Below are 13791 nucleotides of genomic sequence, written 5' to 3' on the forward strand. Positions count from 1 at the left end.
GGTCAGCCCCGGAGCGACGTCACCATCCCGCGCAGGATACGGAACGCGGCCGCCTGCTCGTCCTCGGTCAGGCCGGTGAGCATCCTGACCTCGACCTCGCGCACCGCCGCGGTGGCCGACTCCAGTCTGCGTCGGCCCTTCTCGGTGAGCCGCGTCGGGAGCGCCTTGCCGACCGGAGCCTCGGTGGCCCGCGCGACCTCGCCGTCCCGTTCCAGTGTCTGCAGGAGGACGTTCATGGTCTGCCGCGTCACGAACGTGCCGCGTGCGAGCTCGGAGTTGGAGAGACCCGGCCGCTGGGCCAGCAGCTCGAGGCACGAGTAGTGCGTGATGCTCATGCCGAGCGGGCGGAGCACGTCCTCCATGGCGAGGCGGAGGGCGCTGGACGCCTCCTTCAGGAGGTAGCCGAGGGAGGTGTCGAGGTCGATGCCGGCGCGGTCTTGACGCATGTCAGTATTCTGACATAGCCTTTGTGTGTCAGAAAACTGACACGTAACGAAGGAGAACGCCATGCCCGCCATCGGACCCGACTTCATCTCGCTGCAGGTGCGAGACCTCGACGCCTCTCAAGCGTTCTATGAGCGGTACCTCGGGCTGGTGCGCTCGCCCGCCGGGCCGCCTCACGCCGTCGTCTTCGACACCGCGCCGATCGCTTTCGCGCTCCGCGACCCGCTGCCCGGCACCGACCTCGCCGCGGTCGCGCAGCCCGGGATCGGCGTCGCCCTCTGGCTGAAGGCGACCGACGTGCAGGCGATCCACGACGCGCTCGAAGAGGGCGGCCACACCATCGTCTCCGGGCCGATCGACGGCCCGTTCGGCCGGACCTTCACGTTCGCCGACCCGGACGGGTACCACGTGACGCTGCACGACGGCGACTGAGCGCCGCCGGGACCAGAGCCGGATCGATCGCTCGGTCCGGCTCTGGCACTGTTCCCCATACCCGTAGCTACGGGGAGCCCCAGGATAGCGCTTCACCGCGGTGTCACCTGCAGTGGGTAGCATCCGTCCCATGGCCGATGGGGAAGCGGGGCTGTTCCGCCCGGGAGCGCTGCAGCCGTACTGGGGGAAGACCGGGCACTACACGATCGCGTCGTTCGCGTGCGAGCACGTGCCGGAGGGTCCGCTGCGGACGCTGCTGACGGCGAACGCCGACCGGATCAGCGTGCGCATCGGACCGCAGGGGCGGGAGGTGTCGGCTGAGCTGCGCGCCGTGAACGCGCAGAAGGGATTCGTCCCGCTGGCCGATGTCCCGGACCTGATCTGGAAGAACCTCCCCTCCGCGGTTCCGGGCGGTCGCGACACCGCCTTCCGCTCCGGACCGGAGCACCCGAACCACTACGCCGACATCGACCAGCCGCTCGACGGGACCACTCTGCGGCAGCGCTGCGTCGCCGATCCCAGCCAGGTCGCGGTCCCGGTGTGGCAGGACTACTACACGCGGCTCGGGAAGACCGCCCCGGACGACCGCGGGCTGCTGCCGTTCCGGGTGCAGCAGTTCTTCGGCGAGCTGGTCGCTGCGGCGCAGGCGGGAGACGCGGTGCGGTTCGTCGCGGCGGCAGGACTCGTCGCGCACTACGTCGGGGACGCGTGCCAGCCGCTCCACGGGTCGTATCTGGCCGACGGGCTCCCGGACGGCACGGGGATGGGCGTGCACTCGGCGTACGAGACGACGATGGTCGACCGCCACGAGGGCGAGCTCGTGGCGGGGATCGCGGCAGCGCTGCCGAAGGCGACGTGGCCGGCGGCGCTCGGCTCCGCGGCGGATGCCGCCGTCGCCGTCGTCGCGCTGATGGACCGCTCGGCCCGGGCCGTCGACCCGCGCGCGCTGGTCGACGCGTACGCCGCGGTCGCGAGCAAGCCCGATGACGCCTCGGTAATGGTGACCGACGCGCTGTGGAGCGACTTCGGCGCGCAGACCGCGGGGTTGATGGTGGACGGCGCTGTCACGCTGGCCGGGCTGTGGCACAGCGCGTGGACACTGGGCGGCGGCGACGACACCGTGGGCGCCGCGCGGCTGGTGGCGATCGACCCCGCCGGCCTCCAGCGCCTCTACGAGCAGCCGACGTTCGTGCCGTCGCTCACGCTGGATGAGATCGGGCCGGTTCTGGGCTGACGCCGTCGACCCACGATCCGCACGTCGGCGAGCGCGCAGGTCTGGCACCGGCAGGCGTCACGGGAGTATCGTGCCCGCCCGATGGCGCATTCGATCCTGATCCTCCTGCACGCGGGGCTGGCCGTGGCCTCGTTCGTGCTCGGGTGCCTGCTCCTGGCGGCAGTGCCGGATTCGGCGCGCTCCGGCCGGTTCGCCGCCTTCTTCTGGTGCACGGCCGCGGCGATGACGTGCCTGATCGTCGTAGTGCTGATCGACTGGCCCGGTCTGCCCGTGACGAAGCGCATCGCGTTCGCGGTCCTGGCCGTGCTGGCCGTCTACCTGATCGTCCGGGCGGTGCAGGCGTGGCGCACGCTGGTCCGCATGCCGGACCGGTGGCGGAGGTCCTTCATCGGCCATGTCGGCTTCGTGCTGATCTCGCTCTTCGACGGCTTCTGCATCGTCGCGGCCATCGACCTCGGGATGCCGCCCCCGGTCACGATCACGGTCGCCGTCCTCGGCGTGGTGGTCGGCGTCCTCCTCCTCCGGGCGCTGGTGCGACGGGACGCCGCCCGGCATCCGGTTCAGGCGTTCTGAGCGGAGCGGCGGGCGTAGTGGCGGCGGGCCTTCATCCGGTTGCCGCACGTCGCCATGGAGCACCAGCGTGCGGTGTTCGGCTTGCTGTGGTCGATCAGGAACTTGGTGCACTCGGGGTTCGCGCACGGACGGAGCCGCCCGGGCAGTTCCTCCTGGAGGCGCGCCCACTCGAGGACGAGGCCCGCGTACTCCGCGCCGTCGGCCGGCGCCTCGAGCTCCCACGTAATCCCGCGGGGAGTCAGGGTCGGGCGCCGCTTCACGCCATTCACATAGGGCGTGAGCGTCTCCACGTCCGCATCGCCGCGGATCACGGCCTGCAGGCGATCGCGCACCCGGATCATCCGCGGGTCGTCGAGGGTCTCGACCACATGGCCGTCCACCACCGGCGCGCTGTTCAGCACCGCCAGCAGGCGTTCCTCGTTCTCGATCATCTAACCACTATAACAGGCTTGACAGGTTAGAACAGAACGCGCTACCCTCCTTCTCCTATGAAAGGAAACACCCCGTGAGCACCGCTCTCATCGTCGGTCACCCCGACCTCTCCGCCTCGCGCGTCAGCGCCGCACTCGCCGCAGAGGCTCGGCGGGTGCCCGGTGTCGACGTCCGCATCCTCACCGAGCTCTATCCGGAGGGCGCACCGGATGCGACCGCCGAGCAGTCCGCCCTCTCCGCGGCCGACGACATCGTGCTGCTCTATCCGACCTACTGGTACTCGACGCCGGCGCCGCTGAAGCGCTGGCTCGACGATGTGCTCGTGCGGGGCTGGGCCTACGGGACCGGAGGCGCCGGCGCGCTCGCGGGCAAGACCCTCCGTGTCGTCACGACCACCGGCGGAGCCGAAGCCGCCTATCGGCCGGGCGAACTCCACAGCTTCGAGTACGACGCGATCCTGGCGCCGCTCAAGGCGACGGCCCATCGACTGGGCATGCGCTGGAGGCCGCCGCTCGTGGTGCACGGCGTCCGCGACCTCGACGACGCGGGGCTCCGCGAGCTGGCGGACGCCTTCCGCGAACTCCTCGCCGCGGAACCGGTGCAGGAGGCGGCGTGATGACCCCGCGCAGTCGCACCGCCAAGCGCATCCCGCTCAACACCCTCGCCATCGCCTTCGGGCTCGCCGGTCTCGCCGGGGTGTGGACGACCGCCGGGCGCCTGCTCGGCGTGCCCGAGGTCGTCGGTCAGGTGCTGTGGGGCGTCGTGGTGGTCGCCTGGGTCTGGCTCATCGTCGCCCACCTGCGGCGCGGCGCCAGGAGCTCCGAGTCGCTGGGTTCGCAGCTGCGGCACCCCGCGCAGGGACCGATCGCCGCGCTCGTCCCCGTTGTCGGGATGCTAATCGGAGCGGACCTCTACCGCTTCGTGCCGTGGGCCGGCGCGGTGCTGGTGATCGCGTCCCTCATCGTGGCCGCGGCGTTCGCCGGATGGATCCTGGCGTTCTGGCACGCGGGGAGCCTCCCGCCGGAGGCGTTCCACGGCGGCTACCTGCTGCCGACGGTCGCCGCCGGACTCATCGCCGCCACGACCTCGTTCCGGATCGGCCTGCCGGGGCTCGCGATCGGCGCCTTCGCGGTCGGGGTGTTCTTCTGGATCGTCATCTCGACCGTCCTCCTGGCGCGGCTCGCGTTCTTCCCGCCGCTGCCCGCCGCCCTGACCCCGACCTGCGCGATCCTGCTGGCGCCGCCGGCGGTCGCCGGGACCGCGTGGTTCACGATCAACGGGGAGCGCGCCGACCTCGTATCGACGGCGCTGCTCGGCCTCCTGGTGCTGATGGCGCTCCAGCAGCTGGCGCTCATCCCGCGCTACCGGGTGCTGCCGTTCACTCTGGGGTTCTGGTCGTTCACCTTCCCGCTCGCTGCGGCGGGCGGCTACGGGATGCAGTGGCTGTCGGTTGCGGGCTTCCCGGGCTGGCAGGTCGTCGCCTGGGCGCTCGTGGTGCTGGTGACGGTGGTCGTTCTCCTGGTCGCCGGCCGCTCGCTGGTGCTCGTCACGTCGGTCCGGCGCGGCGCGCGGCGCGCCGAGAACGTGCTGCGGCGCGCGGACGATGCGGTGGAGACCCGCTGAGGTCGGACACGACGACGGCGGATGCCGCGCGCGCAGCATCCGCCGTCATCGACCCGAAGGCTACTTCTTGAAGGCGTCCTTGACGTCCTCGCCGAGGTTCTTGGCCTTCGCGGCCGTCTGGTCGGCCTTGCCCTCGGCGACCTTCGCGTCGTCGCCGGTCAGCTTGCCGATGGCCTCCTCGGCCTTGCCCTTCAGGTTCTGGGCGGCGTTCTTGATCTTGTCGTCAGCGCTCATGGCTGTCTCCTTCCAGTTGGGGTGTGGGTGTTACCGGGAGTCACGAGGACCGGACGGTGCTCGTGGACGTGTCGACGCGGACGGCCGGTGCCAGGCGGGCCCGGAAGCCGCCGACCAGTTGCGCGAACACGGGAACGGGGGCGCCCAGCGCCGCCTGCATCCGGACGACGGCGTCGTCCAGCGCGTCGACGACGATCCGGGCCGAGGCGCCGCGGCGACAGCGCACGGTGACCTTCAGTACGGGCTGGGTGCGGACGCGGTAAGCGCTCACGCTCACGCCAGCAACGCCGGGAACGCCGGACAGGCGGTCGTCGAGCAACGCGGACGGGACGGCCGCGTCGACCTCGACGGTGCCGTCCTCGCCCTGGAGCGTGAGGACGGTCGAGGTGCCGCCGCGACCCCGGCGCAGGATGAACGCGACCAGCAGCAGGACGAACACCAGCGCGAGCGCGAGGCCGATCGCCGCGGCGAGGCTGACGGTCGTCCCCGCCCGGAGCGGCGTTCCGAACAGCGTGTCCGCGGTGCGGACGGTCTCACGTCCGCCCGCCGTCCACCCGGCGGCGAAGCCGGGCGCGACGAGCAGCGCGACCGCGGCAGCCGATGCAGCGAGGGCGGCGACACCCACGATGGCCAGCAGGATGCGGTTCAGCGCACGATTGCTGTTGTTCACGATCCGACCCTTCCTGTCGAAGCGACGAGCACGGAGACCTTCAGCGGATGCCCGGCGCCCGACTCGGCGAACTCCTCCGAGACCGCACGCCGGACCTCGTCGCGGTCGACGCGCATCCCGGTCACCGGGACGAGGCGGACGGCGGCGCTCCGCCGTCCGAGCGACACGCGGACGGCGTCGGGGGAGACGCCGGCGGTGCGAGCGGCACGACGCGCCAAGCCGGAGGCCAGCATCTCGTCGTCCGCGACCACCGCGACGGTCTCCGCCTGGAGGCGGCGCCGGGGCCGGCGGCCGGGCAGGATGGCGAGCGCCACCAGCCAGAGGCCGATCAGCCCCGACGCCAGCGCCGCGACGATCAGCACCGGGGCCCCGGCGGAGGGGGTGGCCGGAACGGCCTCGGCGATCGTGCGCGGCGCCACCAGCAGCGGGCGCAGGCCCAGCAGCTGGAGCACGGATTCCGTGGCCAGGTACACCGTGGCCACGATCAGGAGGAGCGCCACGACGACCGCCGCAGTGGTACGCGGGGAGTGCGTCTCGCGGCGCACGATGCGCGCGTCGAGCCGGTTCATCGGACCCTCCTCTCTCTGATATCGGCGGTGGTGGCGCGGATGTCGACCCGCGCCACCTCCAGGCCGGTCAGCTCCCCGAGGCGCGCTCGGATGAAACCTCCGGCCTCGGTGAGTGCGGCGGTGACGGGCATCCGGTCGTCGCCGCCCGCAGCGAGCGACGGGGTCGGGACGGGTGAGGCGACCCGCACCGCGAGAGCGCCCCGCGCATCCCGGACCCGGACGCGGACCTCCCGGAGCGCGACGCCGAGCTCGTCGGCGGCGACGGCTCGGGCGAGGTGCTCGAGCGCCACCGCCGCGAAGCGGTCCCGTCCGGCCGTCATGACGACGAGCGCCGTCCGCGCAGGGCGTCGAGGACGCGGGCGAGGTCGAGGTCGCCGCCCACGACGCGTGCGATCAGGTAGCCGATCAGCATGGCCACGGCCGTGCCGACGAAGACCCAGAAGCCGAACGCGGCCCAGACGACGGCGAGTGCGCCGCCGATCAGGGCGCCGAACATGGGCCGGGTCACTGGACTCGCGCCTCCTGCTCGTCCTCGTCGCCGGGCACGTGGACGTCGTTGACGGTCACATTCACCTCGGTGACCTCGAGACCGACGATGCGCTCGATGGCCTGCACGATCGCGGCGCGCACGTCGGACGCGACCTTCTGGAGGGCGACCGGGTACTCCGCGACGATCGTCACGTCGGCGGCCACCTGCTTCTCGCCGACCTCGACGCTGATGCCCTGGCCGAGGTCCGTGGCGTTCATGGCGTCGCGGAGGGCGCCGAGCGCCCGGGCCGCTCCACCGCCCAGCGCGTAGACGCCGGGGACCTCGCGGGCGGCGATGCCGGCGACCTTCGCGACGACGGCGTCGTTGATGACCGTCTTGCCGAGGACCGCGTCGGTGGTCGGGGTGGTGGTGCCGGTGGTCGTGGTGGCCATGTCGTTTCCTTCCGTTCGGTGACTCACGGCTCTCTGACGAGCCGGGGCGCCGGTTCGTCACGCCTCGCACCTGTGAGATCGCTCAAAAACCTAGATCGGCTAGTTACTATCCGTTCTAACAGAACGACGGGTAGTGTCACAGGGGTGACCCGGCCCGAAATCCACGCCCTGTCGCAGGCGAGCGATGAGATCCTCGCCGGGCGCGCGGCAGACGGGGACACCGTCGCCTTCGAGGTCATCGTGCGGCGCCATTCCCCGCTCATGGGCGCCTACGCGGCACGGATGCTCGGGTCGACCTACGAGTCCGACGACGTGGTGCAGGAGACCTTCGTCACGGCCTGGAAGCGGCTCGGGGAGCTTCAGGAGGGGGCGGCGGTGAAGGCGTGGCTGATGCGCATCCTCAGCCGCCGCTGCATCGACCGCATCCGTGCGCGACACGATCACGACGATGTGACCGAGGTGGATGCCGCCGCCCCGGCCGACCAGCGTCCCGACCACCTCGCCGAGGCGCGGACCGCGAACGAGGCGCTCGGGCGGGCGCTCGACGAGCTGCCCGCGCTGCAGAGGAGGTGCTGGGTGCTGCGCGAAGTCGGGCAGTACAGTTACGAGGAGATCGCGCAGGAGCTGGACCTCCCGGTGTCGACGGTGCGCGGCCAGCTGGCGCGCGGACGGCGGCGGCTGCTCGAGGCGATGGAGGGATGGCGATGACCGATCCGCTCCTCCCCGGCGACGACATGATCGACGGCCACACCCTCGACGAGCTGAGCGACTACCTCGCGCGCGGCCGCACCCCGGCCGACCCGGCGATCGAGGGGTCCGCCGAGTGCCGCGCGGCGCTCGAAGCCCTGGATCGGCTCAGCCGCACCACTCGCACGATGCTGGAGGCCGACGCCGCGAACCGGCCGGCCGACGATGGCTGGGTGGCCCGCATCCTCGACGGCATCCGGCTGGACGTGCAGGCCGGCCGGCGCATCCCGGTCGCCCACCCCGATCCCACGGCCGACCTCGCGCTCACGGAGGGCGCGGTGCGTGCGCTGATCCGCGGCGTCGGCGACGGCATCGACGGCGTGATCGTCGGACGCACGCGGATCGACGGAGACGTCGAGACGCTGGGGGCGCCGGTCGACGTGCACGTGGAGATCTCGGTGCGCTACGGCGAGCCGTTCGCAGAGCTCGCCCGGAGGATGCGGGAGGCGGTCGTCGCCGAACTCGCCCGCCACGCCGAGCTGACGGTCGCAACGGTGGATGTCACGGTGACGGACGTGCGGGACCGCGAGCCGGAGGAGGAGCGCCCATGAGCGACGGGGACGTGCGGACCGGGACGACGCTGGCGGCGGCGGTCGCCGCGGTGCCCGGCGTCGCCCGGCTGTATCCGGCCGCCTCCCTGATCGGGAGGGTGGCCGGCGCGGGCGAGGACGTGGCGATCGCCGGCGACCGGATCCGCATCCGCCTCGGCGTCACCTCCGACGACGCAGCAGCGCAGGTCTGCCGCAGCGTCTACGAGGTCGCCCGGGCGTGGGCACGCGACGCCGGGATGCCCGACGCCGTGATCGAAGTGACCGCGGCGGGCATCGACGCCTGATCTCAGGCGGCCAGCTCGTGCGCCAGGCGGAACAGGGGCGCCGGGATGTGCTCGCCCTCGCCGATGCAGACGAAGAAGGCGAAGTCGGCCTCCGACTCCACCGTGATGACGGCTGCGACGCCCGACCACGGGTCCTCGGGCAGCTCGACCAGCCGCCCCATCTCCAGCGCGCGGCGCTCGGCGTCGCGGGCGGAGCCCTGGAAGGCGAAGAAGGCGTCCAGGCTCTCGTCGTCGGAGGCGTCGGCCAGCCAGCCGACCAGCGGCACGGTCGAACGGTCGCTGACCGGGACCACCTCGAAGAGGGCCTCGGCCACCGCCTCGACGGAGGCTGCGCTCTCCACGATGTGGGGCTGCGGCGCGATGCTCCGCGAGGTGACGGCGATCCAGCTTCCCGCGGGAGCGGCGCCGAGCACCGTCAAGGGTCGACCGGACAGGACAGGGTTGAGCATACGGAACATGGAAGTCGGGCACTTTCCACGAGGCGTCCGCGCGCGCGTCAGCATAGCGTTCCCCCAACGCGCCACCGAACGCGACCAATAACGGGCGGGTCAGTCGCCCGGGCGAGCGACTTCGGCAGTGGCATACCGTCCGGAGTTTCGGGTTCCGGAGGGTGTTGTCGAGTCTAGGGCTGTGTCCACTGAAGTGGGGACACCCATTCGGGGGTGATTTTGGGGGTCGGCGGCGCGTCAGGCCGGCAGCACATCCACGAGGTGTGTACGCAGCGCCCCCGCCACATCCACCGCCCCGTTGTCGTACAGCCACAGGTACTGCAGCCCGTCCCACAGCGCGAGCACCCACAGCGCCTCGTGCGCCGGGTCGCGGTGCGCGGGCAGGTCGCCGGAGTCCTGTGCGGCCCGGAACATGGCGTTGAAGCCGTCGAGGGCCTGCACGAAGCGGTGCTCGAAGTACGCATGCGCGGGATGGTCGACGACCGTCGCCTCGGAGGAGATGACGGCGTAGAGCTCGATCAGGCCCGGCTGGTCCCGCTCGTTGGCTGCGGCGGCGTCCGCGAATCCGCGGAGGACATCGGCTGCGCTGCGGGCGGCGGAGCCGGCCACTGTGTCGTCGATGCGGTGGTCGCGCTCCCGGAGCACCGCGAGCAGCAGCGCGTCCTTCGACGGGAAGTGGTGGTACAGCGCCGACTTGGAGACGCCCACGCGGGTTGCGATGTCCTGGAGGCTGGTGTCGCCGTAGCCCTCTCGGGCGAAGAGCGTCATCGCGTCGTCGACGATCGCCGCGCGCCGGGCGCGGCCGGTGCGGTAGCCGGCGGGAGGCTCGGGCTCGTCCTCCATCAGCGGGGGCAGGGGCGGCCCGGGCCGCGCCGTGGCGTCGGAGCGCTCATCTCCGGGCGCGCGCCAGCCGGCGGAATGCGCGATCAGCTGTTCGTGCGCGTCGAGGGCCGCGCCGACGTCCACCCGGTCCGGCAGGTAGCGGTGCAGCATCCGGAGCCCGGAGCGCGCGGCGACCAGGCGGGTGGCCTCGCCCTCGGGGTCGCGCCCGTCGCCGAGGTCGCCCTCCGCCAGCTCGCGCGCGCGGTCGGCGACCGCGGCGGCCAGACGGTCGCGCATCCACCCGTGCAGGGGATGCAGCGGAGCGGACGCCTCGCCCGTCAGGGCGGCGAAGAACGGGTCGCAGCCGTCCGCCGCGGGCGTGCGGTCGTACCGCTTCGCGACCTCGGCCAGGAGCTCGTCCTTGTCGGCGAAGTGCTTGAGCAGCGCGGGGTGCGAGATGCCCGCGCGGACGGCGATCTCGCGGAGGGAGACGAATCGGTAGCCCTGCCGGCCGAACAGTTCCGCGGCGGCGGTGATGATGGCCTGCCGGGTGGCCGCGGCGCGCGCGAACCGCGTCCCATCGACGACCGATGTCATGGCGCACCTCCCTCGGCACCATCGTAGCCAGGTTACCGTTCAGTCGGATTTCGGTTACCACGCGGTCGCTTTTATGTGTATGCTGGCGCCCATCGTCAAAGCGGACGACACGAAAGGACCGATGATGACAGAGCTGTCTCCCGCGGCGACCGCGGCCTACACGGGAACCACGGGCATCAAGGCGCCCGGCACCACCCCACCCCGCACACCGCGCGGGTACACGCCGGGGCTCGCCGCCGTGAACTTCGGCGTGCTGCTCGCCCTGCTCACCCCTGTGCTCGTCTCGATGGCGTTCAAGGTGCAGCACCTGACCTCCTCGACCGGCGAGGCGACCGGACAGCTCGGTCTCATCCTCGGCGTCGGCGCCCTCTTCGCGCTGGTCGCCAACCCGCTCGCCGGGCGGCTCTCCGACCGCACCACCTCCCGCTTCGGGATGCGGCGCCCGTGGATCCTCGGCGGCAGCATCGTCGGCCTCGGCGCGTTCGCGCTGATCGGCGTCGCCTCCTCGCTGTGGGTCGTGCTCATCGGCTGGTGCCTCGCGCAGGCGGCCTTCAACGCGGTGCTGGCGGCAGCCAACGCCACCCTGCCCGACCAGGTGCCCGGCCCGAGCCGCGGCAAGGTCTCCGGCATCGTCGGCGCCACCACACCGCTCGCGATCCTCGGCGGCAGCTTCCTCATCACCTTCATCAGCGACGACGTGCTGCGCTTCGTCGTGCCCGCGCTGCTGGCGCTCGCGCTCTGCGTCGTCTTCATCCTCGTGCTGAAGGACCGTCGCCTCGCTGAGAAGCCGCGCCAGCGCTTCACCGTGGGCCAGTTCTTCGGATCGTTCGTCTTCAACCCGGTCAAGCACCGCGACTTCGGCTGGACCTGGCTCACCAAGTTCTTCGTGATGTTCGGCTACGCCGGCATCGCGACCTTCCTGCCCTTCTTCCTCACCGAGAAGTTCAAGCTGGACGAGCAGGGCGCGATCACGACCATCCTGCTCGCCAACCTCGCCTCGACGGTCGCGATGGTGATCTCGAGCCCCCTCGGCGGCTTCCTCTCCGACCGCCTCGGCAAGCGCCGCCCGTTCGTCGCGGCCGCCGGACTCATCATGGTAGTCGGCCTGGTCGTGCTCGCCTTCGCGCCGAGCATCGGCGTCGTGATCGCCGCGCAGGCGATCATCGGTCTCGGCGCCGGCTCGTTCTTCTCCGTCGACCTCGCCCTCGCCACCCAGGTGCTGCCGAGCCCGGACGACGTCGCGAAGGACCTCGGCGTGCTCAACATCGCCAACGCCCTGCCGCAGTCGATCGCCCCCGCGATCGCGCCCGGGATCATCGCCCTCGGCGCCACGACGGCCATCGGCGGCTACTCGGTGTGGTACCTCTTCGGCGCCTTCATCGCCCTGCTGGGCGCCGTGCTCGTCTACCGGATCAAGGGAGTGAAATGACCATCGCAGAGACCACCGCCGCCCGTCCCTGGCTCGACCCCGAGCGGCCCGTCGCGGAGCGCGTCGAGCTGCTGCTGAACGAGATGACGCTGGCCGAGAAGGCGGGTCTCTTCTTCCACACGATGATCGGGATGGGCGAGCTCACCGAACCGAACCCGGTCTTCTCGACGCCCTCGGCGGTCGACTATGTGGAGCAGCGGCACCTCACCCACTTCAACCTGATCGGCGGCGCGCAGACCGCCCGGGAGATCGCGGAGTGGCACAACGCCCTGCAGCGGCTGGCCGCATCCACTCGCCTGGGCATCCCGGTGACGCTGTCGACCGACCCGCGCCACTCGTTCACCGAGAACGTGGGCACCGCCTTCCTCTCCGGACCGTTCTCGCAGTGGCCGGAGCCGCTGGGTCTCGCCGCGATCCGTGACGAGGGCGTCGTGGAGCGCTTCGGGGACATCGCCCGGCAGGAGTACGTCGCCGTCGGCATCCGCGTCGCCCTGCACCCGCAGGTCGACCTCGCCACCGAGCCGCGGTGGGCGCGCCAGGTGGCGACGTTCGGCGAGGACGCGGAGCTGACCGGCCGGCTCGGTGCGGCGTACGTCCGCGGCTTCCAGGGCGCGGCCTTCGGCCCGGGGTCCGTGTCCACCATGACCAAGCACTTCCCGGGCGGAGGGCCGCAGAAGGACGGGGAGGACCCGCACTTCGCGCACGGCCGCGAGCAGGTGTACCCGGGCGACGCGTTCGAGCTGCACCTGAAGCCGTTCGCGGAGCTTCTGGCGGCCGGGACCCGGCAGATCATGCCGTATTACGGCATGCCCGTCGGCACCGCGTACGAGGAGGTGGGCTTCGGCTTCAACAAGTCGGTTCTCACCGGGCTGCTGCGGGAGCGCTTCGGGTTCGACGGCGTGGTGTGCACGGACTGGGGCCTCATCACGGATGCGGAGATCTTCGGACAGCCGTTCCCGGCCCGCGCCTGGGGCGTCGAGCACCTGACGCCGCTCCAGCGCATGAAGAAGATCCTCGACGCGGGCGCCGATCAGTTCGGCGGAGAGGCGTGCCCCGAACTGCTCATCGAGCTGGTCGAGTCCGGCGAGGTGACGGAGGATCGGCTCGACGAGTCCGCGCGCCGCATCCTCCGCGAGAAGTTCGAGCTCGGGCTGTTCGAGTCCGCGCTCGTGGAGGTGGACGCGGCGGATGCCGTGGTCGGCCGCGACGAGTTCCGCGAGGCGGGGGAGTGGGCGCAGCGCGCGTCCATCACCCTGCTCAGCAACGGCACGGCCGGCGCCCCGCTGCTGCCGCTCGCCGCCGGAACCCGCCTGTACGTCGAGGGCATCGACCCCGCGGTCGCCGCCGCCTACGGCGAGGTGGTCGCGTCGCCCGCCGAGGCGGGCGTCATCGCCGTGCGCCTGCAGGCGCCGTTCGAGGAGCGGCCGACCGTGTTCGAGAGCCTGTTCCACGCCGGGTCGCTGGACTTCCCCGAGGAGACGATCGCGCACGTCCGCGAGCTCGCCGCGCACGCCCCGACGATCGTCGATGTCTACGCCGACCGGCCCGCCATCCTGGAGCCGATCGCGGAGGCGGCCGCCGCCCTCACGGTCAACTGGGGTGCGAGCGGCGAGGCGCTGCTCGACGTGCTCACCGGGCGGTTCGCGCCGCAGGGCCGCCTGCCGTTCGACCTGCCGCGGTCGATGGCCGCTGTGGAGGCGTCGCGTCCGGACGTGCCGTTCGACACCGCGGAGCCGTTGTTCCGCTTCGGCGACGGACTGGGCTACTGAAGCCCGCCCGG

At 71.9% G+C, this 13791-nt stretch carries 20 protein-coding genes; 10 read left to right on the forward strand and 10 right to left on the reverse strand.

Translation table 11 applies throughout. From position 1 onward, the window contains the following. Window positions 1–2: 2 nt before the first annotated feature. Complete coding sequence (locus AB0P25_RS10610) at window positions 3–446, reverse strand: MarR family transcriptional regulator (protein WP_363807184.1); 444 nt, start codon at window positions 444–446, stop codon at window positions 3–5. A gap of 61 nt (window positions 447–507) precedes the next feature. Between AB0P25_RS10610 and AB0P25_RS10615 the strand changes: the two genes are divergently transcribed. The 3 genes from AB0P25_RS10615 to AB0P25_RS10625 all read left to right on the forward strand — a co-directional run bounded on the left by AB0P25_RS10615 (window position 508) and on the right by AB0P25_RS10625 (window position 2683). Further along, the gene (locus AB0P25_RS10615) at window positions 508–876 is read left to right on the forward strand and encodes a VOC family protein (RefSeq protein ID WP_363807185.1); all 369 of its coding nucleotides are present in this window, start codon (window positions 508–510) and stop codon (window positions 874–876) included. A 130-nt stretch (window positions 877–1006) separates the two neighbouring features. Continuing rightward, entirely contained in the window at window positions 1007–2110 is a 1104-nt protein-coding gene (locus AB0P25_RS10620) for a hypothetical protein (protein WP_363807186.1), read from the forward strand. An 81-nt stretch (window positions 2111–2191) separates the two neighbouring features. Further along, entirely contained in the window at window positions 2192–2683 is a 492-nt protein-coding gene (locus AB0P25_RS10625; protein ID WP_363807187.1) for a hypothetical protein, read from the forward strand. Here AB0P25_RS10625 and AB0P25_RS10630 read toward each other — a convergent pair. Next, complete coding sequence (locus tag AB0P25_RS10630) at window positions 2671–3114, reverse strand: CGNR zinc finger domain-containing protein (RefSeq protein WP_363807188.1); 444 nt, start codon at window positions 3112–3114, stop codon at window positions 2671–2673. The two genes, AB0P25_RS10625 and AB0P25_RS10630, sit on opposite strands and share 13 nt — an antisense overlap. Window positions 3115–3188: 74 nt before the next feature. Between AB0P25_RS10630 and AB0P25_RS10635 the strand changes: the two genes are divergently transcribed. Beyond that, window positions 3189–3731: an NAD(P)H-dependent oxidoreductase gene (locus tag AB0P25_RS10635; RefSeq protein WP_363807189.1), complete on the forward strand. Its 543-nt coding sequence runs from the start codon at window positions 3189–3191 to the stop codon at window positions 3729–3731. After that, the gene (locus AB0P25_RS10640) at window positions 3731–4738 is read left to right on the forward strand and encodes a transporter (RefSeq protein WP_363807190.1); all 1008 of its coding nucleotides are present in this window, start codon (window positions 3731–3733) and stop codon (window positions 4736–4738) included. The genes AB0P25_RS10635 and AB0P25_RS10640 overlap by 1 nt, the downstream gene beginning before the upstream one ends. Window positions 4739–4798: 60 nt before the next feature. Here the strand turns inward: AB0P25_RS10640 and AB0P25_RS10645 are convergent, their stop codons facing one another. The 6 genes from AB0P25_RS10645 to AB0P25_RS10670 are packed head-to-tail and all read right to left on the reverse strand — an operon-like array spanning window position 4799 to window position 7132. Then, window positions 4799–4972: a CsbD family protein gene (locus AB0P25_RS10645; RefSeq protein ID WP_363807191.1), complete on the reverse strand. Its 174-nt coding sequence runs from the start codon at window positions 4970–4972 to the stop codon at window positions 4799–4801. A gap of 40 nt (window positions 4973–5012) precedes the next feature. Beyond that, complete coding sequence (locus AB0P25_RS10650) at window positions 5013–5642, reverse strand: hypothetical protein (RefSeq protein WP_363807193.1); 630 nt, start codon at window positions 5640–5642, stop codon at window positions 5013–5015. Then, window positions 5639–6211, reverse strand: a complete 573-nt coding sequence (locus tag AB0P25_RS10655; RefSeq protein ID WP_363807194.1) for a DUF6286 domain-containing protein — start codon at window positions 6209–6211, stop codon at window positions 5639–5641. Before AB0P25_RS10655 ends, AB0P25_RS10650 begins: the two co-directional genes overlap by 4 nt. Further along, window positions 6208–6531: a hypothetical protein gene (locus tag AB0P25_RS10660; RefSeq protein WP_363807195.1), complete on the reverse strand. Its 324-nt coding sequence runs from the start codon at window positions 6529–6531 to the stop codon at window positions 6208–6210. The genes AB0P25_RS10655 and AB0P25_RS10660 overlap by 4 nt, the downstream gene beginning before the upstream one ends. Continuing rightward, window positions 6528–6719, reverse strand: a complete 192-nt coding sequence (locus AB0P25_RS10665) for a hypothetical protein (protein WP_363807198.1) — start codon at window positions 6717–6719, stop codon at window positions 6528–6530. Before AB0P25_RS10665 ends, AB0P25_RS10660 begins: the two co-directional genes overlap by 4 nt. Next, window positions 6716–7132 carry an Asp23/Gls24 family envelope stress response protein gene (locus AB0P25_RS10670; protein ID WP_363807199.1) on the reverse strand — a complete coding sequence of 139 codons (417 nt, stop codon included), beginning with the start codon at window positions 7130–7132 and terminating at the stop codon, window positions 6716–6718. The genes AB0P25_RS10665 and AB0P25_RS10670 overlap by 4 nt, the downstream gene beginning before the upstream one ends. A 144-nt stretch (window positions 7133–7276) precedes the next feature. Between AB0P25_RS10670 and AB0P25_RS10675 the strand changes: the two genes are divergently transcribed. Genes AB0P25_RS10675 through AB0P25_RS10685 form a run of 3 tightly spaced genes read left to right on the forward strand, consistent with a single transcriptional unit; the run spans window position 7277 to window position 8714 of the window. After that, window positions 7277–7840 (forward strand): RNA polymerase sigma factor, encoded by a 564-nt coding sequence (locus tag AB0P25_RS10675; protein ID WP_363807200.1) that lies wholly within the window; start codon window positions 7277–7279, stop codon window positions 7838–7840. Then, entirely contained in the window at window positions 7837–8430 is a 594-nt protein-coding gene (locus tag AB0P25_RS10680) for an Asp23/Gls24 family envelope stress response protein (protein ID WP_363807202.1), read from the forward strand. The genes AB0P25_RS10675 and AB0P25_RS10680 overlap by 4 nt, the downstream gene beginning before the upstream one ends. Continuing rightward, the gene (locus AB0P25_RS10685; RefSeq protein WP_363807203.1) at window positions 8427–8714 is read left to right on the forward strand and encodes a hypothetical protein; all 288 of its coding nucleotides are present in this window, start codon (window positions 8427–8429) and stop codon (window positions 8712–8714) included. Before AB0P25_RS10680 ends, AB0P25_RS10685 begins: the two co-directional genes overlap by 4 nt. Before the next feature lie 2 nt (window positions 8715–8716). Here the strand turns inward: AB0P25_RS10685 and AB0P25_RS10690 are convergent, their stop codons facing one another. Together AB0P25_RS10690 and AB0P25_RS10695 are read right to left on the reverse strand one after the other, a co-directional pair. Beyond that, window positions 8717–9163, reverse strand: coding sequence for a hypothetical protein (locus AB0P25_RS10690; protein ID WP_363807206.1), 447 nt, complete (start codon window positions 9161–9163; stop codon window positions 8717–8719). A gap of 237 nt (window positions 9164–9400) precedes the next feature. Continuing rightward, entirely contained in the window at window positions 9401–10582 is a 1182-nt protein-coding gene (locus AB0P25_RS10695) for a TetR/AcrR family transcriptional regulator (RefSeq protein ID WP_363807207.1), read from the reverse strand. A 124-nt stretch (window positions 10583–10706) separates the two neighbouring features. Between AB0P25_RS10695 and AB0P25_RS10700 the strand changes: the two genes are divergently transcribed. Both AB0P25_RS10700 and AB0P25_RS10705 read left to right on the forward strand, forming a co-directional pair. Next, a complete protein-coding gene (locus AB0P25_RS10700) occupies window positions 10707–12011 on the forward strand; it encodes an MFS transporter (RefSeq protein WP_363807209.1) in 1305 nt (434 codons plus the stop codon). Continuing rightward, window positions 12008–13780, forward strand: coding sequence for a glycoside hydrolase family 3 N-terminal domain-containing protein (locus AB0P25_RS10705; protein ID WP_363807210.1), 1773 nt, complete (start codon window positions 12008–12010; stop codon window positions 13778–13780). The genes AB0P25_RS10700 and AB0P25_RS10705 overlap by 4 nt, the downstream gene beginning before the upstream one ends. The last annotated feature ends 11 nt before the right edge of the window (window positions 13781–13791 follow it).

The sequence above is a fragment of the Leifsonia sp. NPDC077715 genome (assembly GCF_040686855.1).
Taxonomy (GTDB): domain Bacteria; phylum Actinomycetota; class Actinomycetes; order Actinomycetales; family Microbacteriaceae; genus Leifsonia.